This is a genomic window from Halorhabdus rudnickae (assembly GCF_900880625.1).
Lineage (GTDB): Archaea > Halobacteriota > Halobacteria > Halobacteriales > Haloarculaceae > Halorhabdus > Halorhabdus rudnickae.
The window spans coordinates 100,515-123,980 of record NZ_CAAHFB010000006.1 but is presented as its reverse complement, the minus strand read 5'-3'; the positions used below and the strand labels follow the sequence as shown (position 1 = coordinate 123,980).

Annotated in this window: 22 protein-coding genes, 2 tRNA genes and 3 pseudogenes; 17 read left to right on the top strand and 10 right to left on the bottom strand. The window is 62.0% G+C overall.

The features are described 5' to 3' along the window. The gene (locus tag BN2694_RS15545; RefSeq protein WP_135667253.1) at positions 1-606 is read left to right on the top strand and encodes a 30S ribosomal protein S7; all 606 of its coding nucleotides are present in this window, start codon (positions 1-3) and stop codon (positions 604-606) included. A gap of 124 nt (positions 607-730) precedes the next feature. On the opposite strand, the gene BN2694_RS15540 is transcribed toward BN2694_RS15545, so the two are convergent. Both BN2694_RS15540 and BN2694_RS15535 read right to left on the bottom strand, forming a co-directional pair. Then, on the bottom strand, positions 731-1,321 hold the full coding sequence (locus BN2694_RS15540; protein WP_135667245.1) for a 50S ribosomal protein L15e: 591 nt from the start codon (positions 1,319-1,321) through the stop codon (positions 731-733). Positions 1,322-2,052: 731 nt separating this feature from the next. Then, entirely contained in the window at positions 2,053-2,955 is a 903-nt protein-coding gene (locus BN2694_RS15535) for a serine/threonine-protein kinase RIO2 (RefSeq protein WP_135667241.1), read from the bottom strand. A 150-nt stretch (positions 2,956-3,105) separates the two neighbouring features. Here BN2694_RS15535 and BN2694_RS15530 point away from each other — a divergent pair, with 150 nt between their 5' ends. Beyond that, positions 3,106-3,936 carry a deoxyribonuclease IV gene (locus BN2694_RS15530; RefSeq protein ID WP_135667239.1) on the top strand — a complete coding sequence of 277 codons (831 nt, stop codon included), beginning with the start codon at positions 3,106-3,108 and terminating at the stop codon, positions 3,934-3,936. Positions 3,937-4,003: 67 nt separating this feature from the next. Continuing rightward, on the top strand, positions 4,004-4,792 hold the full coding sequence (locus tag BN2694_RS15525; RefSeq protein WP_135667237.1) for a class I SAM-dependent methyltransferase: 789 nt from the start codon (positions 4,004-4,006) through the stop codon (positions 4,790-4,792). A gap of 4 nt (positions 4,793-4,796) precedes the next feature. Here the strand turns inward: BN2694_RS15525 and BN2694_RS15520 are convergent, their stop codons facing one another. Then, on the bottom strand, positions 4,797-5,450 hold the full coding sequence (locus BN2694_RS15520; protein ID WP_135667235.1) for a DUF7095 family protein: 654 nt from the start codon (positions 5,448-5,450) through the stop codon (positions 4,797-4,799). A gap of 112 nt (positions 5,451-5,562) precedes the next feature. Between BN2694_RS15520 and ncsA the strand changes: the two genes are divergently transcribed. Continuing rightward, positions 5,563-6,519 (top strand): tRNA 2-thiolation protein NcsA, encoded by a 957-nt coding sequence (ncsA, locus tag BN2694_RS15515; protein WP_135667232.1) that lies wholly within the window; start codon positions 5,563-5,565, stop codon positions 6,517-6,519. Positions 6,520-6,541: 22 nt separating this feature from the next. Here ncsA and ftsZ read toward each other — a convergent pair whose 3' ends face one another. The 3 genes from ftsZ to BN2694_RS15500 form a co-directional block, all read right to left on the bottom strand. Further along, positions 6,542-7,756 carry a cell division protein FtsZ gene (ftsZ, locus tag BN2694_RS15510; RefSeq protein WP_135667230.1) on the bottom strand — a complete coding sequence of 405 codons (1,215 nt, stop codon included), beginning with the start codon at positions 7,754-7,756 and terminating at the stop codon, positions 6,542-6,544. A 3-nt stretch (positions 7,757-7,759) separates the two neighbouring features. Further along, the gene (locus tag BN2694_RS15505; protein WP_135667228.1) at positions 7,760-7,948 is read right to left on the bottom strand and encodes a ribbon-helix-helix domain-containing protein; all 189 of its coding nucleotides are present in this window, start codon (positions 7,946-7,948) and stop codon (positions 7,760-7,762) included. A gap of 229 nt (positions 7,949-8,177) precedes the next feature. Next, complete coding sequence (locus BN2694_RS15500; protein ID WP_135667226.1) at positions 8,178-8,732, bottom strand: double zinc ribbon domain-containing protein; 555 nt, start codon at positions 8,730-8,732, stop codon at positions 8,178-8,180. A gap of 154 nt (positions 8,733-8,886) precedes the next feature. On the opposite strand from BN2694_RS15500, the gene BN2694_RS15495 reads away from it, so the two are divergent. The 6 genes from BN2694_RS15495 to BN2694_RS15470 all read left to right on the top strand — a co-directional run bounded on the left by BN2694_RS15495 (position 8,887) and on the right by BN2694_RS15470 (position 13,009). Further along, a tRNA-Tyr gene (locus tag BN2694_RS15495) sits at positions 8,887-8,960 on the top strand. A 178-nt stretch (positions 8,961-9,138) separates the two neighbouring features. Further along, complete coding sequence (locus BN2694_RS15490) at positions 9,139-9,378, top strand: hypothetical protein (RefSeq protein ID WP_244605485.1); 240 nt, start codon at positions 9,139-9,141, stop codon at positions 9,376-9,378. After that, on the top strand, positions 9,375-9,584 hold the full coding sequence (locus BN2694_RS15485; RefSeq protein ID WP_135667224.1) for an RNA polymerase sigma factor: 210 nt from the start codon (positions 9,375-9,377) through the stop codon (positions 9,582-9,584). The genes BN2694_RS15490 and BN2694_RS15485 overlap by 4 nt, the downstream gene beginning before the upstream one ends. A gap of 87 nt (positions 9,585-9,671) precedes the next feature. Beyond that, positions 9,672-11,285 carry a DUF7845 domain-containing protein gene (locus BN2694_RS15480; RefSeq protein ID WP_135667222.1) on the top strand — a complete coding sequence of 538 codons (1,614 nt, stop codon included), beginning with the start codon at positions 9,672-9,674 and terminating at the stop codon, positions 11,283-11,285. Between the two features lie 835 nt (positions 11,286-12,120). Then, entirely contained in the window at positions 12,121-12,441 is a 321-nt protein-coding gene (locus BN2694_RS15475; protein ID WP_135667220.1) for a DUF4238 domain-containing protein, read from the top strand. Beyond that, positions 12,407-13,009, top strand: a complete 603-nt coding sequence (locus BN2694_RS15470) for a DUF4238 domain-containing protein (RefSeq protein ID WP_135667218.1) — start codon at positions 12,407-12,409, stop codon at positions 13,007-13,009. The genes BN2694_RS15475 and BN2694_RS15470 overlap by 35 nt, the downstream gene beginning before the upstream one ends. A gap of 659 nt (positions 13,010-13,668) precedes the next feature. Here BN2694_RS15470 and BN2694_RS15465 read toward each other — a convergent pair. Together BN2694_RS15465 and BN2694_RS15460 are read right to left on the bottom strand one after the other, a co-directional pair. Next, the gene (locus BN2694_RS15465; protein WP_135667216.1) at positions 13,669-14,043 is read right to left on the bottom strand and encodes a DUF7718 family protein; all 375 of its coding nucleotides are present in this window, start codon (positions 14,041-14,043) and stop codon (positions 13,669-13,671) included. Between the two features lie 6 nt (positions 14,044-14,049). Next, positions 14,050-14,292, bottom strand: coding sequence for a MarR family transcriptional regulator (locus BN2694_RS15460; protein WP_135667214.1), 243 nt, complete (start codon positions 14,290-14,292; stop codon positions 14,050-14,052). Positions 14,293-14,848: 556 nt separating this feature from the next. On the opposite strand from BN2694_RS15460, the pseudogene BN2694_RS15455 reads away from it, so the two are divergent. The 4 genes and pseudogenes from BN2694_RS15455 to BN2694_RS15440 all read left to right on the top strand — a co-directional run bounded on the left by BN2694_RS15455 (position 14,849) and on the right by BN2694_RS15440 (position 18,681). Then, positions 14,849-15,831, top strand: a pseudogene (locus BN2694_RS15455) (tyrosine-type recombinase/integrase). Between the two features lie 465 nt (positions 15,832-16,296). Further along, positions 16,297-16,485 carry a hypothetical protein gene (locus BN2694_RS15450; protein WP_135667212.1) on the top strand — a complete coding sequence of 63 codons (189 nt, stop codon included), beginning with the start codon at positions 16,297-16,299 and terminating at the stop codon, positions 16,483-16,485. 122 nt (positions 16,486-16,607) lie between these two features. Further along, a complete protein-coding gene (locus tag BN2694_RS15445; protein WP_135667210.1) occupies positions 16,608-17,603 on the top strand; it encodes an aldo/keto reductase in 996 nt (331 codons plus the stop codon). 160 nt (positions 17,604-17,763) lie between these two features. Next, complete coding sequence (locus BN2694_RS15440) at positions 17,764-18,681, top strand: thiamine-phosphate synthase family protein (RefSeq protein ID WP_135667208.1); 918 nt, start codon at positions 17,764-17,766, stop codon at positions 18,679-18,681. A gap of 24 nt (positions 18,682-18,705) precedes the next feature. Here BN2694_RS15440 and BN2694_RS15435 read toward each other — a convergent pair whose 3' ends face one another. Further along, positions 18,706-18,942 carry an HTH domain-containing protein gene (locus tag BN2694_RS15435; protein ID WP_135667205.1) on the bottom strand — a complete coding sequence of 79 codons (237 nt, stop codon included), beginning with the start codon at positions 18,940-18,942 and terminating at the stop codon, positions 18,706-18,708. 140 nt (positions 18,943-19,082) lie between these two features. Between BN2694_RS15435 and BN2694_RS15430 the strand changes: the two genes are divergently transcribed. Then, a complete protein-coding gene (locus tag BN2694_RS15430) occupies positions 19,083-21,077 on the top strand; it encodes a hydantoinase/oxoprolinase family protein (protein WP_135667203.1) in 1,995 nt (664 codons plus the stop codon). Then, positions 21,074-22,658 (top strand): annotated as a pseudogene (locus tag BN2694_RS15425) (hydantoinase B/oxoprolinase family protein). The gene BN2694_RS15430 and the pseudogene BN2694_RS15425 overlap by 4 nt, the downstream one beginning before the upstream one ends. A 91-nt stretch (positions 22,659-22,749) precedes the next feature. Here the strand turns inward: BN2694_RS15425 and BN2694_RS15420 are convergent. Beyond that, positions 22,750-22,991: pseudogene (locus tag BN2694_RS15420) on the bottom strand (AAA family ATPase); the annotation flags it as partial. A gap of 81 nt (positions 22,992-23,072) precedes the next feature. On the opposite strand from BN2694_RS15420, the gene BN2694_RS15415 reads away from it, so the two are divergent. Continuing rightward, positions 23,073-23,157: transfer RNA gene (locus BN2694_RS15415), tRNA-Ser, on the top strand. Positions 23,158-23,466 lie beyond the last annotated feature (309 nt).

Sequence of the window (23,466 nt, the reverse complement as noted above, 5' to 3'; positions counted from 1 at the left end):
ATGAGTGCCGAGACTGAATCCGAGGCCGACGGTGACGCCGAGGAGACGACGGGCGCGAAACTCTTCGGTCGCTGGTCGACCGACGACATCGAGTTCCGGGACCCCTCGACCGAACGGTACGTGACGATCACGCCCATCGCCCACACGATGGGTCGCCACGCCCGAAAGCAGTTCCAGAAGTCCGAAATCTCCATCGTCGAACGGTTGATCAACCGCCTCATGCAGACCGACGAGAACACGGGCAAGAAACAACAGACCACCCGGATGGTCCGGGAGGCCTTCGAGATCGTCCACAAGCGCACCGACGAGAACCCGATCCAGATCCTCGTCCGTGCAATCGAGAACAGTGCCCCTCGTGAGGAGACCGTCCGGCTCAAGTACGGCGGGATCTCCGTCCCCAAGGCCGTCGACATTTCCCCGCAGCGCCGCGTCGATCAGGCGCTGAAGTTCCTCGCGGAAGGCGTCTACAACGACTCCTTCAAGACGCCGACCGACGCCGAGGAGGCCCTCGCTGGGCAACTGATCGGCGCCGCCAACAACGACGTCTCTACCTACGCCGTCAACCAGAAAGAAGAGAAAGAACGCGTCGCGGCCGCCGCCCGGTAACGTCTGTCTCGCTGTTTTTTCGTTGTCTCGTTTCCCTTTCCATTCAGGCAGCCCTATCAGTTAGAGCCTGGCGCACACCCGCCGCTATGGAGTTCGATACCGATCCGCGAAAAACGTTGAGGGCTTACTTCGCGCGGTTGCGATCGCTTCTGTTGCTCGGACGAGTGTGTTCGGCACCCTTTCCGCGGACGTTGAGGCCGCGGTTGCGCTTGCCCGCGCTCGTCAGACCGCGAAGCGCCCGTTCGGCGTGGGCGTCGTCACAGATCCAGTTGAGGTCGTCGTCGTTCTCAATCGCGGGGTGGTTCGGATCCACAAGGATCACTTCGAACCACTTCTGGCTGCCGTCTTCGCCGACCCAGTAGGAGTTGAGGACGCGCAGGTTGGTGTACTTCTTGGTGACGCGTTCCTCGGCCACCCGTTGGAGGTTCTTCCGGCGGGTGATCCGGGTCACGCCCTGTCGCTTCGAGCGGCGTCCAGCCTTGTGTCGCTGTTTGCGTGCGCTGCCCTTGCGGACGCTTGCGCGTGCAACGACGATTCCTTGTTTGGCTTTATAGCCCAGTGACCGGGCGCGGTCGAGGCGGGTCGGTCGCTCAATGCGCTCGATTGCGCCCTGTTCGCGCCACTCCTGCATGCGCTGCCACTGGAGTTCGGCGAGTTTGCCGTCGTCCGGGTCCTTCCAAGCGTCTCGAATGTGTGAGTAGAAGCTTCGTGCCATGGTTTCACCGCGGGCGTTGAGTGGTTCAGCCGCCGAGCGGCCACATTCCGACCTGCGTATGCAGGTGCCCGCTGGTTGCCCGCCGACCAGCGAGTTAGTGGATCTATTCCGTTCGTCCTCTTAAGGAATTCGAACTCGTGGCGGACAGCCGTTCTCGGTCACCCAACGTCTCTCCGACAACGATACCACAACGAGCCGATGGACAAGCGTTGCTCCTCGACGGGCACACGGACGTTCAGCCACTGGCGTCAGCGATACTCCCTATGCGGCGCGTGCGATGGCGCGGTCGTTCGTGTCTCGGTGTTCTCGTCTGTGGGTGGTTGACTGAAACCCTTCGGGCATCCTCAGAATGCCATCATCGAGATACGCCGTCGAGGATCTCGATCGGTGCGACGGTGTATTCTGCTGTAGATGCACACGGTCTATTTCGATGAACGTGGGCAGGCAGAATACGACGGACGGCTCCGGGAGAGACCACGTAGCCGCTCAGTACGGCGGTGGTCGTGATGCTACCGACGTCGACGGAGATAAAGTGGTACATGCGAAGTCGACGCGGTTCGGTTGCTGGTTTCGACCGTCGTCTAATTTCTGACCGACGAGCGTGGCCGGCTCACGATGGTGTCACGTCGCCCTTTCAATTCTCTATAGCATTCTATGGTTTATTGGCTCGGCACGTGGCGGGTTCTCTTCGTCGAAATATGCTCCAGAGCCAAAACCGAGGGATTCAACTTTCAGATCGCGTCGATCGATTCGAAGTGGCCGTCCGCGATGGCTGTGGCGACAGCTGTTTTGTCTACGTCTTCGACAGCGTTTGGGTACTTCCGCTGGAAGTACCCGAGGACGTTTTCGACGTCGCGCCCGAGCAGTTCCCGCGCGTTCTCGTGTTCGGTTTCGACCGCCTGGGGCCAGTCGAAGACTGTCACGCCGTCTTCGGCGACAAAGACATTGTACTCACTCATGTCCGCGTGGACGTATCCCGCCTCGTAGGCGTTCTGTACTTCCTGAAGGATCAGATCGAGGACAGGCCGCACCTGCTGGGATTCGAGTTTCGTCTGGGAGAGTTCGACGCCGTCCATGCGTTCCATGACGATCGCGTGACGGTTGTGATCGACTGGCCTCGGGACACGAACTCCGGGGTATAGTGCTTCGAGGACGGCGTACTCGCGTTCGGCTGCCTTTCGGGCCGTATACAGCCAGGAGACGTGATCGCGGTCGGCTGTGTACTCGCGTTCGCGCATCACTTCTCGGAAATTTGTATAGCCCTCTCGGTGATATTTCAGTGCAAGTGGTTTGTACGAACGGACTTCGTAGACGTCGCTTTCTTTCCCAACTCCCAGACTCGATCCGACTTCCTCGATGGTGTCACGTTCGGCGAAGGTGTGCAAGGCAAGCGCGTCGTATCCCTCGAAGGTCAGCCGAAAGCCCTCGTACTGGATCGTCTTGCGCTCGATGAGTTCCCGATCCTCGCAGCGGTCTAGCCGATAATCGACGTCTTCAGCTGTCAGTCGGGAGTATTCCGGGAGTTCTTCCCGGTCGACCCACTCCGAGAAGCGCATTCCCTGTTCGATCCCCGATAAGAGGTGGAAGTCTTCGGCCTCCAACTCGGCGAGCACCGGCGCGACGTTCGAAACCATCGTGACCAAGTTGGGGGCTTGCGGTCAAAAGCCCGGCGCGTCGGGATGCGATCGCGCAATTAAATCGTATGTCGATATATAGAACTTGTCCATTCGCATCCGGGTTGTCGCTGTCGAAGCGACTTTGCCGTCGCCGGCCGAGGTGTGGGTATGAAAATCGGTGCGCACACGTCGATCGCGGGCGGCGTCTCCAACGCAGTCGACGAACAGCTCGAATACGACGGCAACTGCGGACAGATCTTTTCCCATTCGCCGCAGGTCTGGCAAGATCCATCCTTTGAGGACAGGGAGGTCGAGGCGTTCCGCGAGCGATCAACCGATGCTGGCGTCGGGCCGTGGGTGATCCATTCATCGTATCTGGTGAACCTCTGTACACCCAAAGACGATCTCCGGGAGAAGTCGATCGACTCCATGCAACGGGAGGTCGAGGCGGCCGACCGTCTCGGTGTCGAGTACGTGAACGTCCACCTCGGCGCGCATACGGGTGCAGGCGTCGAACAGGGGCTGGACAACGCCGCGAGCGCGCTGGACGAACTCGACGTGCCCGAGGGGGTGACTGTCCTCGTCGAATCGGATGCCGGAAGCGGGACGAAACTCGGCGGCGAGTTCGATCATCTGGCCGGTGTCCTGGCTCGCAGCGAACAGGATATCGGGATCTGTCTGGACACGGCCCATCTCTTCGCTGCTGGCTACGATCTCTCGACGCCGGACGCTGTCGAGGAAACCGTCGACGAATTTGCAGCGCAGGTCGGACTGGACGTTTTGGAGTGTCTGCACCTCAACGACTCGAAACACGCGTGCGGGACGAACAAGGACGAGCACGCACACCTCGGCGAGGGCAAGATCGGGGAGGATGGCATCGCCGCCCTGTTGAATCATCCCGGCCTCCGTGACCTGCCGTTCGTCCTCGAGACGCCCACCGAAGACGGTCGCGGGTTCGCCTGGAACGTCGAGCGGGCTCGGGAACTGCGTTCGGCCTGACGTGATCGGCGATCTGTCCGGCTGTCGGATCGACCTGCTTTTCCCTGGAACCTCCCTCCCTATGCGTATGCGTCGGTTCGACGCCGAGTATCTCACGCACACGCGCCGCGGTATGTGGGATGAGTCCCGTCAGGCGCTGTCGGCTCTCGAACTGTCGGGACGTGATCGGGTACTGGACGTCGGTTCTGGCACTGGCGAACTCACCCGCGTGCTCCGTGAGGAGACCCACGGGGACGTTGTGGGCTGTGACGCCGATCCCACACTCCTCGAACACGCCGATCCGCCGGTTGTGGCGGGCGACGCCTACCGACTCCCGTTCGACGACGATACCTTCGAGCTGGCGGTCTGTCAGGCGCTGTTGATCAACCTCTCCGAGCCGGATACGGTCATCGAGGAGTTCGCCCGCGTCGCCAGCGACGCCGTAGCAGTGATCGAACCGGACAACGGTAGCGTCACGGTACAGTCGACGGTCGACGCGGAGTCGGCGCTGGCCCGGAAGGCACGCCGTCATTACCTCGACGGCGTCGAGACGGACGCCACTCTCGGGTCATCACTCCGACCGCTACTGGAGGCAGTGGGTCTGACGTCGGTCGACGTCTCCCGGTACGATCACAAGCGGACGGTCACTCAGCCGTACTCGTCGGCGGATCTGGAGGCGGCGCGTCGGAAAGCCAGTGGCCGAGGGCTGGCGTCCGATCGCGTGACGATGCTCGCTGGCGGGCTCTCGGCGGCGGACTACGACAAACTCCGGACCGACTGGCGTGAGATGGGACGGACGGTCGTCGAGCAGATGCAAAATGGCACCTACGAACGCACCGAGACGGTCCCGTTCTACGTCGCGATCGGACGGACGTGATCTATCAGAGCACGTCGCCCCGGACGGTGGTCCCTTCCTGGCGGTCGCGGCGTGCTTTCAGGGTCTCGGCTGCCGCGCTGGCTTCGGTCTCGCCGGCACCAAGTTGTTCCAGTGCACCCGCGAGCGTCGGGAAGACGTACTCACCTGCCCGGAGTTTCTCGAAGGCTTCCGGCGAGCGGCGGCCATCGAGCCACAGGCAGACGCCGCGGGGATCGAGGACGTGTTCGTAGGTCTCCCGCGCGAGCGCCCCCTCCAGGCGGCGCGTGACGTTATCCTCGAAGGAGGCGTTACAGACCTCGAGGTGGATGGGCTCTCCCTCCTCGAGGAGATGTTCGGCGAGACACTTCTCGGGTGCGACGTGCCCACTGGGATTCGCCGCGACGGATTCGGGGCGTTCGCGGACCCACTCAGTTCGGACCGTCTCGCCGATCCCCTCGACGCCCAGATCCTCGTTCAGTGACGTCGCCTCTTCGTCCGCCTGGCCGAACAGGAGCTCCTTCGTGAGGTAGACGTCCAGACGCTCGACAGGGTCCAGTCCGAGGGCGAGGTCGCCATAGACCCATATCTCCCGGACGGGTACCGGCATCGTCTCGCGATCGACGGCTTCGACGAGAGCCTCGAGTCGATCGACTGCCGCCTCGCGATCGAGTTCGCTCATCGCCGTCGATTGACGGCCGACGGGCAAAACGGTTGTCTGTCCGGCAGGATTGGGGCCAACGGCCATGTCGGGAGCGAAATCCCTACCCGTTTCAGTCGGCTACCGAACGTCGATGGATTGTGACCGGTGCGGTGAGCCGGCGGTGATGCACGCGGCCTACTCCGGGGCACATCTCTGTGGGACGCACTTTCGACGGTCCGTCGAGAAACGCGTCCGGCGGCGCATCCGGGAGGACGGTCTCGTCCCCGACGACGCCACGCCCGAGGAGCCGGTGACCTGGTTGATCGGTCTTTCCGGTGGGAAAGACAGCGTCGTCCTCGCACAGATCCTCGCGGAGACCTTCGCCGAGGATCCCCGGATCGAACTGCTCGCGCTCTCGATTCACGAGGGGATCGAGGGCTACCGTGACGAAAGCCTGGTAGCGGCCGAGGAACTGACCGACGATCTCGACATTCGTCACGAGACGGTCAGCTACGCCGAGGAGTTCGGTGTCCGGATGGACGAGGTCGTCGAAGACGATCCTGAGAGCATGGCTGCGTGTGCCTACTGTGGCGTGTTCCGCCGTGATCTGCTCTCGGATTACGCCGCGGAATACGACGCCGACCTGTTGCTGACGGGCCACAACCTCGACGACGAGGCCGAGACCGCGATGATGAACTTTCTGGAAGGAGATGTCGACCAGATGGCCAAACACTTCGACGCCAGCCTCGGTCCACTCGACGAGCGGACGCTGACCGATCGTCACGTCCCGCGCGCCAAGCCGCTTCGGGACGTTCCTGAGAAAGAGGTGGCGCTGTACGCCCGGTTACGTGATCTGCCGGCCCACATCACCGAGTGCCCCCACGCGTCGGAGTCCTTCCGGGGGAAGATCCAGTCGCTGCTGTACGAACTGGAGGACGCCCATCCGGGGACGCGTCATTCGATCATGGCCGGCTACGAGCAACTGGCCCGCCAGGCGTCTCGGAGTGTCGACCGCGACCGATCGTATACGTCCTGTGATACTTGTGGCGCGCCAACGACTGGCGGCCACTGTCGAAAGTGCCAGTTACTAGACGTGCTGGAGGCTTGACGACGAAAAAACGGAACGCCGTTCAGTTTGTCCGCACGACGTCGAGTCCGTTGTTTTTCTCGACGGCGTTTCGACCGCCGTCGGTTTCGCCGAAGCTCCGCCCGCCGGAACTCGAATTGCCGTCGAAGTCGGCGTCCACGTTACTTGCAGCATCGAACGCTCCGTCGTCGACGTCCACGTCCTCGATGGCCTGTCGGGACTTGTTGGCCTGTTTCTGGGTCGTCGGACCCAGAACCTGGGCCGACTGGACGCCAGTCATAATCGCCATCACGCGAACCTTCCCCTTGTACTCTTCCTCGATGCGGGCACCCCAGATGACGTTGGCATTAGCCTCCAGGCGGTCGGTGATGTTGCTCGCGATGCCCTCGGCCTCGTCCAACGTCAGGTCGGGGCCGCCGGTGATGTGGACCAGTCCACCGCTGGCGCCGCGGTAGTCGACGTCCAGCAGTGGGTGGTTCATCGCGTCGCTGACGACCTCTTGGGTCTTGTTCTTGTCTTGAGTTTCGCCGACGAGCATCACTGCAACGCCGCCCTGGTTCATGATCGCGGACATGTCCGCGTAGTCCAGGTTGATAAGCGACGGTTGAGTGATTGTCTCGGAGATCCCCTTGACCGTCTCGGCGATGATCTGGTCCATCACCGAGAAAGCCTTGCCGATCGGCAGGTTGGGGACGTAATCCAGCAGGCGGTTGTTGTCCAGGACGATGATCGAGTCGGCCTCGTTGCGCAGATTTTCCAGCCCTTCCTCGGCCTTGACTGTTCGCGCACGCTCGACGTTGAACGGTGTCGAGACCATGCCGACGACGATCGCACCCTGCTCTTTGGCGATCTTCGAGACGACGGGCGCCGCGCCAGTACCAGTCCCGCCACCCATGCCGGCCGTGACGAACACGAGGTCGGCGTCGCCGAGTACCTCTTTGATCGTCCCCTGAGCCATCTCGGTTGCGCGCTCGCCCATCGAGGGGTCGCCGCCCGCGCCGAGCCCGTTGGTGAGAGACTTGCCGACGAGGATCTTGGTGTCGGCCTCGATCATCTTGAGGTGTTGTTTGTCTGTGTTCAGCGCGATCGTATCGGCACCCTCGACGCCGATGTTGTACAGCCGATTGACGGTGTTGTTACCGGCACCGCCACAGCCGACGATCACGATACGCGGGTCGCCGAAATCCTCGCCGTCCGCGTCGACATCCCGACTCTCCTGTTCCTCGTGTTCGAGGGCCGAGTTGACTATGTCCTGCATGGTCTACACCTTCGCCCAGGTTCGCCGCTTGTGTTTCTCCGAGGGGCGCTCCTTGCCCGTGTCCTGCTCGGCGAGCATTTCCCGGACGGCCGACCGGATCGCCTCGCTCCGGTTAGGGTATTCCCCCGTTTCGACCATCTGTTCGACCTCCTCGATCTGCTGCTTCGGAATCCGTAGTGTCACACGCTCCATGTTTTGTCGTTCCCCTTTGGGTAAGACGGACGCGGCGGGTCGCCCGCTCGTCTTACACCACATAACCGCCAGACTGCGGACGGTTGCACCCGGTGCGCCACGGTGTAAGACGATCCCGTCTTACGCATTACCGTACCACAGAGTGAGGGGTTATAAAGGTTTCCCCTAGTGTAAGACACACCCCCGAGGAATAGCGTAAATGCCACGTAGAGGTGCGTTTACGCGATGATTACTGATCGAGTACGTCGGCGGCTGCCGTCCGACGGCCACAGCTCGGGCAGAACGCCCAGTCCGAGCGGAGCTCGTCGCCACACTCACAGAAGACTCGGTGGGAGGCTTTCTCCCCGCAGTTGGGGCAGTAGACGTGCTCCGCGGAGACAGTCTCGCCACACTTCGCGCAGGTCCGATCCTCGCTGACGTCCCCTTTCTCGGGGGTGGCGGTTCGTTCCTCGGCTCCGGTCTCGGTCCGCTGCTCCGGCGTCACAACTGCGTCTGCGAGCGAGAGCGTGATGTTGACGTCTTGTGTCCCGGACCGTCCGACAGTTCCGAGCCGGTCTGCGAGGACGGCGTCGACACGCTCCTCGATGAGGTCGTCGAGACTTTCCTCGGCCGAGGTAGGCCCAGGCGCGGACACCGAGGCAGACTCTCCCTCCGTGGGAGACGGTCCACTCGGCTCCTTGAGGAAGGCCCGCAACGCCTCGCGCATGACCTCGCTCTTCGAGGCGTCGAAGGCCTCGAGTTGGGCAACGAGGTCGTCGTCGGCGCGGAACGTGATTTTGCTCATACGGCCTGTCATACGGGTTGACTGGCGTCCTACTTCAATCTTCGTGAATGTCTGACGTGTGTCTGTCGCATCAGAAACGAACGGCTGGCGGCGTCGGGATCTCGCCGTGAATGATAACCGTTAAGTCCGAGACCGGACCTACGTGAAAATGCGTCCGCCCTTAGCTCAGACTGGTAGAGCAGTCGACTGTAGATCGACTTGCCCCCCGTTCAAATCGGGGAGGGCGGACTTGGTTTCCTGCCGAAGTACGACAGACAGCTAATCGCCTGTTTACTCGGGTTTCAGGCACTAACGCGCCACTTTCGAGTTTCGGGAAATCGGCCCGATTTGGTGAGTTGAACGGGTTTCAAGTTGCGGGTCCGCGCCGTCTCCCGAATTTCGTAGCTGAAACCCGGGGGTGGTGGACGTGAGCCGATCCGGGTCGGGGTCGGCCGACACCGACGCCGAGACTGAGATGGCGGTCCGGAACCGCTCTCAGTACGCGGACACGTTGCATCGGCCGGACCCGGACTCTGATGAACCTGAACCGGCGTGTCCAGTCTGCTACGACGACAGAGCAGACTATACGCTGGTTCCTGTCGATGCCTACCGACCGCATTACGACCTGTGCGGGTATCCGCAGTGCTTCGGGGGTGAGGAACATTGACGGGCGCGCAGACGACGCTGTCCCACTACGAGGAAGACCTGTCCGCCCTCACGTCGGCCGAGCAAGACGCCTACGAGGCCGTCGAGATCGAGGGCTACGGCGTTCGTGAGTACGCACGGAAGACCGGCCGGAAACCCGGGACGGTCGGGAACCTCCTGAGTCGAGCGCGTCGAAAAATCGGAGGTGGGGAACGTGCAGGTGCCTGAGTTCATCCCCGCCTCCGACCTGTACGATGTCCAGCGGGGCGAGCGGATCCCTCAAACCTGGCCTAAAGGCGAAGGGGGTGAGCCGTCGTGAAGACGGTCACGCTCGCGTGTCACGAGTTCGACGCGAATCTTCTTTATTCTGACGACGGACTGGCTCCGTTCTTCGCGGCTGACTCCGCGGTGAAGAACGCTGGTGGGTCGAAGAGTGCATCATTCTCTGCCGAGGGCGAACAGTGGCGGGCGCGTCTCTCCTACCAAGAAAGCAACATCGTCCATCCCGGAAATATGACGCCACACGGCACTGAGTGGCGTCTTGAGACGATGCGGGAGTACCGGATCAAAGTGTATCGGGACCCGGCAGAGGACCCGATCGGGCAGCAAGAGTTCGTTGCTCACATCGCGCCACGGTGGCCCGGGATGGAAGGCGAGCGTTCGGACGGCTCGCGGGTCGAGATCCCCGTCCCCGACGGGTTCGGTGAGGGCGTGAACGTTCGTGTCCAGGGTTCGAATATTGCCTTCGAGCGCTATCCTGATTTGGTGGCCCGTGCGGGTGCTGCTCTGGGGATCGCTGGCCGGTACTTCCGTGATCCACACCCGATGACGAACATCCAGGACGCCGAGCGCTACGGCCGGGTACACCGGGACGCGAGCGGACCCATCCACGCGCGGGACGGGCCGATCGCCTCGATGGGCCACCTTCTCGAAGACGACCGCTCGGGGTATCGGAAGGTCGTCCAAAACGATGACGACGAGCACGGGCGGAACCTGCCGGGCTACTACCACACGGTGACGCTTGACGAGCGCCGCGTTCGCGAAGCCTTCCCGGATCACCGGCTGCCGAAAGAGGTGAAGCACTACTACGCTCGCGAAGCAGAAGGGCTCGACGAGGACAACCCACTGGCCCATCCGAAGGTCGGCGCGTCGCTACAGGTGTCCCTGCTCGATGACGACGAAACGGTTCGCTGGTGTGACCTTGACCGCCTACGGAGAGAGTTAGATCAAACCGTCCTGTCGGTGCTTGCTGACGCCGGAATCGACGTTGCACCCAGTGGCGGAGGGAGCGGGCCGTTTGTCGAGGACGCATATTTCACGCCCAAGGTGGACGAGAGCGGGCCGGACCCGATCGGGCTCGACATGACCCGCGTCCGCCAGAGTCAGGAAAGCGTCGTCGTGCGATACCTCGCCGACGGGCTCCGGCCGACCCAGTGGGAGACGCTGGTTACCGACGGCGGGGAGATCGCGCCCGCGGAGATCGCGGACGCCCACGGCCGCCACGTCGAAAGCGTGCGCGACGCGTTGCGCGACATGGAGGACCTTGTGCATCGGGAGTACGCCAAGGTGTCTCTCCGTTCGGAGTACATCGCGGAGTTGGTTCACGACGCCGTAGCCGAAGCTCGGGAGTCTGTCAAGCGGGCGGCAGAGACGACGGCGAAGGCTATCGAAGCCGCCGAGCGCGGGATGGACGAGACAATGAGCGCGTTCATCGCGTGGGCTCATCGCCACGGTATCGACTTCCAAGACGCGCGTGAGGCGCGGCTGAAGCTCCGCTTTGACGATCACACCGACGCGGGGAAAGCGATCCGTGAAGGCTTCCGTCTCTGGAAGAATGCCGGGCTTCCCGAGGAGCGCTACCGACAAGCGCGGGTTCGCTTCCAGGACGGGAGCGTCGGCGATGCCTGGCGGTGGCTCACTCCAGGGTAGCAGGTAGCCGCTCGCGAGCCGGGAGCGTCCCGGTTCGCGGGTAGTGGCAACGCTCGCTATCGACCCTCTTTTCGGGCAGTTATGCAAATCTGGTTGTAGTCTATCAGCTGTATAGTGAAACCTGAGTTGACTTCCTCGAGTGCGCCGGCCGGGAGATCGGGGCGATCGCCGCGAGAGAACACCACCCCAGGGGCTGGGTTCTCTCTTAGGGGTGTGGCTAAGGCCACGTCATCAAAACACACCGCTGGCAGCTACGGCGGTCGAGCCGAAACAGACCCCCTTGCGGGTCGCGCGAAAATTTTGGGGATGACGCCGGAGGCCCACCCCCGGAACCAGTGGCTCAACAGAATCAGCTTTCTCAGCCGCCCATATTATATAGATATATACGTCGTCCCCGGGGGCGTGTGGTGGTGGCGGGATTGTGATTCCAGCGGCGTCACTCGATTTGTTCAAGCGCCTTGTCCACGCCTTCAGACGGACTGGTGAGTGTCACCCAGTGGACCCGCCCACTGAACCGGATCCCCGATATTCAGAATTTCGCGCCTGCGGGCGTATTATATAATATGCTCGCCTTGTGATGATGAACATGAGACGATACGCGTGTTGTATGGTGGTTTTGACGATCCGGTTGTTCAATCGGTCTCACTATTGGTTCTTGAGATAGTGTACCACAGAAAACACCGCTCTGTCTATCCAAGTTTTGTCAGGACTCTCCTGCAAGATACACAGCGCGTATTGTTCACTGAGCGAGTTAGTTACGAACACAGGTTCCAGATTAAAATATTGGATTATACTTTGCGGAAATGTTATTTGATAATAAGAGAGATATCCTTGTATGCGGGATGAATATAAATTCCAACATTATGTCCCCCGAATGCACCTCAAGAAATTCTTCGTCAGCAATTCCAACTCTCAAGTGTGGGTATTTGACAAACCAAATGAGCGGAAATTTCAATCAACACTTGATAATATTGGAGGGGAGAATTTTTTCTACGACCCAGCTGAGTTTGAGGATCCAGAGATTGAATCCCTTCTAACAAAAATTGAGGGGAAAGCGGGTGACCCATATAAGAAGCTATTGAGCGAAGGTAGCTTGTCAACACTCACAAAAAAAAGAAAGGATGCGGATGGGGCTGTTTTTATCAGTACAATTTAATCGCACTCGTGAGAGGCGGAATGCACTTATTGATTCGGGCGAGCAGACAAAAGAGGCACTGAAAGAAAAGGGAATAGCTGAATTCATACCTGATGAGGAATTTGAGCAGTTAGGTACTGAGGAGTTCGCACGAGCTATCCAAAATGAAACACTCAGAGAAAACAGTATAGAAACCGCTGAAATATTTTTAAACAAGAATTGGACGTTACTTGAGAACAAAACAGGAACGCCGTTCTGGACATCGGATCATCCGCTTTGTCTGCACAATCAACGAGACTTCGGCCCGTTTCGAGGGGATCTTGGTATCGAAAATCAGGGTATAGAGATATATTTTCCCCTCTCTCCAAAATACATGCTGGGTATTCTAGACCCAGAGGATTTCGAGGATATTTATGCAAAAATGCCTGTTATCGATGGAGGCATTGTAGATAATTTTAACTCACTACAAGTTAGTCAATCAAATCGTCAACTATTCTCCGCTGAAGATGACTTCACACTCGCTGAAGAGATGTTGGAGGAAATACCTGAACTAAAAGATCCGGACAGACGACGTACGCAAGTGCGTTAATGTAAAAGTTGAATACATCGAAGAGATTGTATGTCAACCTAGGAAGTGCTGTTCAATATAGGTTGCCTGTATCGCCAACCTCGGTTTGAAGGAAGCTCTTGGTTAGCGGCCGTATGCGTGAGGTCAACTTCTTGGTCTCGGAATTTCAGTGCGCTTAGCTCGTACGTGTCCTCAGGGCGTTCTGACCGTTCGAAGAGGTCGTCACCACGCACAGAATTACACTCCACTTCAGTAATGGCGGAGTGGAAAACAATGTTCGGGTGCAGATGGGAAGGTCGAGTCGGAAAGACCCTGGGGTTCACACGGAGAGAATTCCGCTTCTCTCGATATGCACACGAGACGCTCGCGAGCGTGTGCATATTTCGCGGGTGCCGATGACGTCAGGGTAGGTCTCCGGCGTGATCGAGCCGTCATTCCGGAGGGGTATAAAACGAAACTCCATTCTGTTACCGTAGATTCTCTGATCTACGCCGTCGTGTGTACGAGTGCGACCCTCGGGTCTGATCAAACAGCAATCGGTCGTACTTTGAGAGAACCATCAACGTGAAGAGATGGACGAGTAGCCTATTCGTCGTCTTCGAGCGCGTCGTCGAGAGCATCCCGAACCTTCTCGAAGTGCTCGCTGATGCGGTCGGGCATCTCCTCAAGCTCGTCGTCGCTCACAGGTTGCTCTCGTTTTTGATGTCGTGCCATTGCTCGAACCTCTTGATATATCGTTGGACGTTCTCACGTAAGTCGTCTTCGGCGTAATCGAGCCCTTTGGCGGGCGGGATCGGACCGCTGACGTCTTTCACATCGACTTTCTCACCGTCTCGATAGATGTCCATGTGAAGCCCTTTCTCGGCGATATCGTGGCCGCCTTTCGCGCCTCGGTCATGGTCATACCGGACGACGGGCTTCCAGTCGCCACGGTGCCAGTATTCGAGTTGCACCATGAACCGAACGACTTCGCCCTGTTCGGTCGTGAACGCAGTCCGGATTTGTACCTTCTCCGCGATACGATCCGGCGGCGGGGTGACTTCGTAGTCTGACACAGCTGTTCACTCTCCTTCGAGTTGCAGATCGTCAGCATCGAGATCGCCCGTGAGGTACTGTTTTCCCTTCTCTGTGATCCGATAGATTCCTTCCATCTCTTTTGCGACAAGACCACCCTCTACGAGAACCGCGAGCCGTTCACTCACGTAGTGACGTGAATAGTCGGTGTTGATAGCCAGAACCCGAGGAGAAAGTATCAAACCGGAATCATCGAGGGTTTCAAGTAGACGATCATCTGCCTGAGTCATCCACGAAACCCTCGGTCTGCGCATATCCTGCACTTGGAAGACGATTCCATATTTCCACCGGATGATTGTCGGCTACAAAACATTCGTTACTCTATAGAATAACGTACGTTAGGATTTAAGTAAGAGGGTTACATCACCGATGAATTGAGAGTGACACACCCGAACCTGCGTCAGCAGGCTCACGAGAGGAAGTTGCCCGCCGGTGTCCCAGTCGGCAGGGGTGTCGCTCTTGGGAGCGACCCGGTATGAGATCACCAAGCCCACGACGAAAAGCCACCCCGACAGTACCACCGGGCGGTATCGCTACGCCGACCAATTTCACTTTCACCTCGCGTGTGGACTGCCCCTTTTCCCACGGGTGGTTTCACTTCCTGCTGCCTATGTACGAAGACGAGGCCGTGCCGACGGTTCGCAGCGACAAACAAACCGGACGCTGGCGATTCGCGCATCCGTGCGCACCGATCGCCCGCGAGTGTGAGAGCGATCGAATCCACTCCTTCAGTGGGAGTTCGTTCGGGCCTGAATCCGGTTGGTCCAAGAGCGGAGGGTGTCGAGCGTGAGCGCCGCTTTGGAGCCACTGTCCCCTTCCAAGGCGCTCGACCTGTATCTAGAGTCCCGCGACGACGCGGCGGATCAAACGCTCGACGGTCAGAAGTACCGCCTGCGTGCGTTCGTCGCGTGGTGTGACGAGGAGGGGATCGCGAACCTGAACGAGCTGTCCGGCCGGGACCTGTACGCCTATCGCGTGTGGCGACGCTCCGGGCGTTCCTTCGGTTCTGTGGCGAGGTGGACGCCGTTCGCGAGGAGTTGTTTGATCAGGTTCCACTTCCCCGGATGGACGGGTCCCAGGACGTGAGCGATAGTACGCTCGACCCGGACCGTGCTGTCGAGATCGTCGATTACCTGGAGCGATATGAGTACGCGAGTCGTCGCCACGTGATCGTTCTGTTACTGTGGCACACTGGGTGCCGAGTCGGGGCGCTCCGATCGCTCGACCTTGGCGACGTGGACTTAGAGGGTGAACGCCCTCGTGCCGACGGACCGGCGGTTCATTTCGTTCACCGCCCGGAGAAAGGCACCCCGCTCAAGAACGGGGAGAAGAGTGAGCGATGGAATGCGATCAGCGGTCACGTCGCCCAGGTTCTTGACGATTACATCCACGGTCCGCGAGAGGGCGTGACTGACGAGTATGGGCGTGCCCCGCTCGTGACGACCCGGAACGGCCGGGTGTCGGTGTCTGCTTGTCGAGACACCTTGTACCGCGTCACGCGCCCGTGCTGGCGTGGCGAGGGCTGTCCCCATGACCGTGACCCGGAGGAGTGCGAGGCCGCCCACTACTCGCAGATGAGTACGTGCCCGTCGGCGCGATCTCCCCACGACGTTCGGAGTGGACGGGTAACGGCGCACCGGCTCGCTGACGAGGATCGTTCTCTCGTGTCGGATCGGATGGACGCGAGTGAGGACATTCTGGATAAGCACTACGACCGGCGGAGCAAGCGTCAGAAGGCGGAACAGCGACGGAGGTTCTTCGAGCTATGAATTCACGTAATTTCAAGCCAGACGGAGAGGAGTACCGCGCGGAAGATACCTCAGTACGGGGAGGGCGGACTTGGTTTCCTGCCGAAGTACGACAGACAGATAATCGCCTGTTTATTCGTCGTCTTCGAGCGTATCGTCAAGAATCCGGTCAGGCATCCACGACAGCATCCCAATCGGTGTCGGTCGGGTTGCGCTCCGCTGTCAGCCATAGGTCCACGAAGACGTGCTCGTGTGGTAGCGCCCTACCCGAGATCTGTTCGCGAGCGCTCGCCCAGTGTCGTGATGGGGGCCACCATACTCGACGCACGGCCACGAGAGATGCGTGTATTATTTGAAAATAAATAAAATACATAGTATATGTCCTTCTACTGATCATATATCTGGTTCCGTTATAAATGAATCCAAACCGACAGACGAAAGCGGGGTCGAAGGCGTAAACTATCGACTGCCTTTTTGACCTTCGGTGTGCACGATACAGTTGTGGTAACGATGGGTGTCTTCGATCGTGACACGTTCCTCTCGGGTGCCGACGAGGCTGAGGCGCTCCCATATCTCTGCCTGTCCTGTGAGACGCCACACCCGGTCCAGTATCACACTTGTCCGGAGTGTGGGAGCTACGACGTGCGCCGCGCGAAGTGGGTCGGCGATCACTGACGTCGCCTCCGACGTTGGTGGTCAAGGCGACGACCCACCGTACCGTGGTCGAACCCGGGATTAGCCCTTCGGGCCAGGAGCGGGCGCTACAAGTGTGTGGAGGGCTAATATAGTGGTTGAACATGCAGCGGAGACTACTCGGGACGACGGGATGGGACGTGACGGAGATCGGTCTCGGGACCTGGAATATCGGCGGCGCAGCCTGGGGTGACGTTTCAGACGAGGACGGCCGCGCGGTCGTCCGCACTGCGCTGGACGCGGGGATCGACTTCGTCGATACTGCGGACGTCTACGGCGACGGTACCAGCGAGCGCCATATCGGGACCGTCCTCGAGGAGGACGACTACGACCGCGAGGACATCGTCGTCGCGACGAAGGCGGGGCGGCGACTCGATCCCCACACGGCCGAGGGCTACAACGCCGAGAACCTCGAATCGTTCGTCGATCGCAGCCGCGAGAACCTCGGAACCGAGACGCTGGATCTCTTGCAGTTGCACTGCCCGCCCAACGATGTCTACTACCAGCCCGAGGTTTTCGATGCGCTCGACGATCTGAAAGTCCGTGGGAAGATCGCCCACTACGGCGTCAGCGTCGAGAAGGTCGAGCAGGCACTGAAGGCCATCGAGTACCCCGGCATCGAGACTGTCCAGATCATCTTCAACATGTTCCGCCAGCGTCCGGCGGAACTGTTCTTCGAGGAGGCCAAGCGACGGAACGTCGGCGTGATCGTCCGGGTACCGCTGGCCTCGGGGCTGTTGACGGGCGCGATCGATCGAGACACGGAGTTCCCGGAAAACGACCACCGGAACTTCAACCGCGAGGGCGAGGCTTTCGACCGTGGGGAGACGTTCGCCGGCCTGCCCTTCGAGCAGGGACTGGACGCCGTCGACGCACTGGAAACCCACGTTCCCGAGGGCATGACGATGGCCCAGATGGCGCTGCGATGGATTCTCGATCACGATGCCGTCTCGACGGTCATCCCGGGTTCGACCTCGCCCGAGCATATCCGGGACAACGTTGACGCCGCCGGGATGGACTCCCTCAGTCACGAGACTTACGGCGCAGTCCGGGACATCTACGAGGAGTTCGTCTACGAGGACGTCCATCACCGCTGGTGAGTTCGGTCGCCCCCGTTTCCCTTTCCGATCCCTTCGTTCTCTCTCTCTCTCTCGCTGACCGAATTGCCCCGTGAGTGACGGGAAACACTTTCGCCCATCGTGTCCGGGTTCCCGAGTGGCGAAGTGGGTGCTTATAGGCCGCGGCGTCGAAACGCCTGGCATGCGATTCCCGAGCGAGATCGTCGTCGACAGATTTCTGCCGACGGCGCGGGCGATGCTCGCCAGAGCGCTCGCCGACCGGGGGCTGACACAGCAGGAGATCGCTGACCATCTCGGGGTCACCCAGGCCGCGGTGAGCAAGTACGTCAGTGGCGACGTCGCGGTCGAGGAGCGTTTCAGCGAGGATCCGCGACTCCAGCGGGCCGTCGATCGCGTCGCGGCGGGCTTTGCCGACGGCTCGATGGACGCCTACGAGGCCCTGGGGGAGTTCCTCGAGGTCGTCCGCGCCTTCGAGGATCGGGGGCCGATCTGTGCGATTCACGAGGAACAGGTCCCTTCCCTCGAGGGATTGGGCTGTGACCTCTGTGTGCGTGGCTACGACGAGTCGGTCGGCACCGAACGCGCGGTACTCTCGGCCGTCCGGAAGGCAACCCGGCTGCTGGAAGACGAGACGGCAATGGTCGCACTCGTCCCCAACGTCGGGACGAACGTCGGTATGGCGTTACCCGACGCCGAGGACGAACTCGACGTGGCGGCCGTCCCGGGCCGAATACACGCGATGCGCGGGCGGATCGACGTCCCCGCAAACCCAGAGTTCGGTGGTTCGGAACACGTCGCCCGGACCATCCTGGCGGCCAGGAGCGTCGATCCCTCGGTTCGGGCCGCGCTGAACCTCGCGACCGAGGAGGCAGTGCTGGCGGCCGCCCGCGATCGCGGGATCGATCCGATCGAATTCGACGCGGGCTACGACGACCGTCGAGAGCGCCTCGTGACCGTGTTCCGCGAGCGCGGCGAGGTACCGAAGGTCATCTATCACGAAGGGGCGTTCGGGATCGAGCCGATCACCTACGTCTTCGGGAGCGACGCCGTCGACGCGACGCGGCTGGCGATCGAACTGGCTCGGGACGCCTCTACGTAAGTCCGCACCACGCTGTCTCTTCGCTCACTGATCGACGTGCACCGGGATCCACCATACCCGAGAGCGCCCGCCGACCTTCTTGCTGGTGATGTCCGTCGAATCCTCGAGATCGTGGAGCTTGTTGAGTGCGGTCCGCCGGGAACAACCGAGCGCCTCGGCCACCTCACTCGCTGTCAGCGGCTCGGCGTAATCCTCACGGTCCTGGAAGATCGTCGTGACGTCCTCGACGGTGTACTCCGTGTCGCGGCCTGGTCCGCTCATGGGCCTCGATACGTGGGCCTGCTATTTATTTCTCACGTAGGAATCTGATTGTCGGGGTCCGTTGATCTCCTTCGGGTGTCTCTCGTGTCACACAGCCGTCTGCCCAAGCGTTTAACCGCCCGCTCCTCTGATCCGGGGCCATGAACGCGGGCGGGCGGACCTGGCTCGGCGTCGATGTCGGCGGCACGTTCACTGACGTGGTACTGATCGTCGACGGCACGCTCACGACAGCCAAGGTCCCGACGACGGACGAGCAAAGCGAGGGCGTCATCGACGGGATCGAGACGGCGTGTGCGGCAGCCGGGATCGAGTTGGCGGCCGTCGATCGGCTCCGACACGCGACGACGGCGGCCGTCAACGCGATGCTCGAAGGGGAGGGGGCGAAGACGGCGCTGGTCACGACCGAAGGGTTTGCGGATGTCCTCGAGATCGGCCGCCAGGATCGCCCGTCGCTGTACGACCTCGATGTGGGCAAGCCGGACCCGCTCGTCCCGTCCGACCGACGCTTCGAGATCGAGGAGCGTGCGACGCCGAACGGTATCGAGCGTGCCGTCGATCCAGACGCGCCACGAGAACTCGCCGATTCGATTCCCGAAGAGGTCGAAAGCGTCGCCGTGTGCCTGCTGCACGCCTACGCCCACCCCGACAACGAGCGGCGAGTCGCCGCCGCGTTGGACCAGCACGGCGACTGGTCGATCTCGACGAGCCACGAGGTGCTCTCTACCTTCCGGGAGTACGAGCGGACAGCCACTACCGTCGCGGACGCCTCCGTGACGCCAGTCATCGACGAGTATCTGGGCCGGTTGGCCGATCAGGCACGCGAGCGTGAACTGCCCGCTCCGCGTGTCATGCAATCGAACGGGGGGATCGCCGACGCGGCGACTGTCCGTGAGCACGCCGTGACGACGCTGTTGTCGGGTCCGGCGGCAGGGGTCGTCGGTGCGTCGACTGTCGCGAATGCCGATCGGCTGGTCACCTTCGACATGGGCGGGACCTCGGCGGACGTGGGCCTGGTCACCGACGGTACGGCGGCCAGAACCACCGACGCGACGGTCGCCGAGCGCCCGGTCGGCGTGCCAATGGTCGACGTCGAGACGGTTGGGGCGGGCGGCGGCAGTATCGGCTGGGTGGACGCGGGCGGGGCGCTCCGGGTCGGTCCACGATCCGCGGGTGCCGACCCCGGCCCGGCCTGCTACGGCCGCGGTGGCACTGCGCCGACAGTCACGGACGCTGCGCTCCAGCTGGGGTATCTCGGCGGCGGATCGCTGGGCGATCTCGAACTCGACGCCGACGCCGCCGAGGCCGTCCTCACCGACCTCGCCGCAGCGGCCGACCTTGCGGGGCCGGTGGAGGCGGCCCGGGGGGTCTATCGCGTCGCCAATGCGACGATGACGCGGACGATCCGGTCGGTGACCGTCGAGCGCGGTCACGATCCGCGGGTGTTCACACTCGTCGCCTTCGGCGGTGCGGGCCCGATGCACGCCGCTGCGCTGGCCGACCGGCTCGGGATCGAGCGCGTTCTCGTCCCAGCGGCCAGCGGCGTCCTCTCGGCGTTGGGCCTGCTCGCCGCCGACGAGACGCACGACGCTGCCCGCACCCACCGGAGACGCCTCTCGGCGGCCGACGTGGCGACGATCGAAGCGTGCTACGAGGAACTGGACGCAGCCGTCCGTTCGGACGCGAGCGACCCCGACCGTGCGACAATCGAACGGGAGGCTGACCTCCGGTATGCGGGCCAGAGCCACGAGGTGACTGTTCCCGCGACCGATCCCTTCGACCCGGCGGCGATGGGAGAGCGCTTTCACGCCGCTCACGAGCGGGTCCGCGGCTATCGCCTCGACGATGAGGCGGTCGAACTCCTCACGCTCCGGACGACCGCGCGGATCGACGGCGAGGACCCGCCGCTGTCGGGGCGGGAGAGTGGCGACACACGCCGGACGGTCAGAGACGTTTCCTTCGAGGGACGGTATCGAGAGACGCCGGTGCTGGCTCGCGAGGGCCTTTCCGCAGGGGGCGTCGTGGATGGGCCGGCCATCGTCGCGGGCGGGGAGAGTACGGTCGTCTTGCCGCCGGGATGGACGGCATCGGTCGACGAGCGCGGAACGCTCGTCCTGGACGGTGGTGTCGGCCGATGAGCGACGCTTTCGATGCGATCGAACTGGAGATCGTGCGCAACCAGCTAGAGGGCGTCGCCGAGGAGATGGGCGACGTGTTGATCCGCGGGGCGTATTCGCCGAACATCGCCGAGCGCCGGGACTGCTCGACGGCGATCTTCGACGCCGACGGCCGACTCGTTGCCCAGGCCGAACACATCCCGGTCCATCTCGGCGCGATGCCCGACGCCGTCGCCGCGGTGCGTGGCCGTGATCCTGACCCCGGCGACGTGTTCGTCCTGAACGATCCCTTCACCGGCGGGACCCACCTTCCGGACGTGACGATGGTCTCGCCGATCGTGGCCGAGGTGTCCGACACCGCGGAGTCGTCGAGCGGGCGGCGTCCACCCGACGGAGGCGATGAACTCGTCGCCTACGCCGCGTCGCGGGCTCACCACGCCGATGTCGGTGGGATGGCGCCCGGCAGCATGCCCGCCGGTGCGCGGGACGTCTATCAGGAGGGGTTGCGGATCCCGCCGACGCGACTCGTAACGGGCGGCGAGGTGCGCAACGAGGTCGAGGACCTGCTGCTGGCGAACGTCCGCAATCCCGCCGAGCGCCGTGCGGATCTGCGCGCCCAGCGGGCGGCCAACGAACGTGGCGCCGAACGGATCGGCGAGTTGCTCGCCGAACACGGAGAGAGACTCCTGACGGCGTTCGACGCGGTGATCGAGTACTCCCGCGAGCGAGTCGAGAGCGAGATCACTGCCCTGCCGGATGGCCGCTACGAGGCAAGAGACGTACTCGAGGGTGACGGAATCACCGACGCGGACGTCCCGATCGCGGTGACCGTGACGATCGACGGCGATCGTCTGGACGTGGACTTTTCGGAGACGGCCGAGCAGGTTTCTGGCAACGTCAACGCGCCGCTGTCGGTCGCAAAGAGTGCGGTTTACTTCGTCGTTCGGTGCGTGACAGACCCGGACGTGCCGCCGAACCAGGGTTGTTATGACCCGGTATCGGTCAGCGCCCCCTGTCGGATCGCTGTTGAACCCCGAGCTGCCGGCGGCCGTCGTTGGCGGCAACGTCGAGACCAGCCAGCGCGTCGCGGACGTGGTCTTTGCGGCGATCGGCGAGGCCGCGCCCGAACGCGTCCCGGCGGCCGGCCAGGGGACGATGAACAACCTCGTGATCGGCTCGCCGACGTTCACCTATTACGAGACGATCGGCGGTGGCGGGGGCGCGACGGCCGACACAGACGGCATGGACGGCGTCCAGGTCGGTATGACCAATACCGAGAACACGCCCGTCGAAGCCCTCGAAACGGCCTATCCGCTCCGGGTCGAGGCGTATTCGATCCGGCGCGAGAGCGGGGGCGACGGTGCCCACGAGGGTGGGGACGGGCTACGACGGTCGATCCGCCTGGAGAGCGCGGCGACCGTCTCGCTGCTGACCGAACGTCGCCGACACGCCCCGGACGGCCGGGCGGGTGGCGCGAGCGGGGCAGCGGGCCGGAACCTGATCGACGGTGAACCAGTCCCCGCGAAGACGACCCGCGAACTCCCGGCGGAGACCGTCATCACCATCTTGACGCCGGGTGGCGGCGGGTACGGACAGGGATAACACACAAAGTCGGCGCCAGCCAAGTCACGACCCGTATAACCGATCGTCGGACGGCCGGAATTCTGATGATTGGGGTACTCGCTGTCCTCGCGCTTACGTCGGCGGGAAGCAGGTCCGGGGTGAACTGTATTCGCGAAAAGGAGCGGTCAAACGTCGCCGCTGGACTCCGGGCAGTGAGGGTCTTGCCGGTCCCGGGGACGTCTTCCAGCGGGACGTTCCGCGACCGAGTACGCCCAGCAGGACGGTTTCGAGGAACTCCCGATCGGTGATAATCGCCGACTCGAGTTCCGCGAGGTGGCGATCGCAGGTCTCGCTCGCCTCGCTGTTATCCATGGGGTGTGGGGTCGCTGCCCGTCCTTTGTAGCTTCGAGAGATCGAAACGGATAAACACGGCACTGGAGTATGACCGAGTGAGCCGAGGTAGCCTAGCCTGGCCAAGGCGCCTGCCTCGAGAGCAGGTGTCCTCACGGACTCGGGAGTTCAAATCTCCCCCTCGGCGCTTCTCACGTCACAACCTCGCGAGAGCGTTTTATCGCTCTCGCGTCCGTGACAGCGTATCGTCGTCACGGGAGATTTGGATGAGAGAATCGAGCAAAGCGAGATTCGCGTAGTTCAAATCTCCCCCTCGGCGCTTCTCCTTCCGAACAGACGTGAGGAAGTTGTCCAACGCGGGAGTTTGAACGTTCGAGCGGGAGGTGAGCGACCACCGGGAGCGAACGGGAGTGAGTGGAGTTCAAATCTCCCCCTCGGCGTTTTTCGCGATTTCAATCCGTGAGCGACCGCATTGCGTGTCGCGAGCACTCGGTCG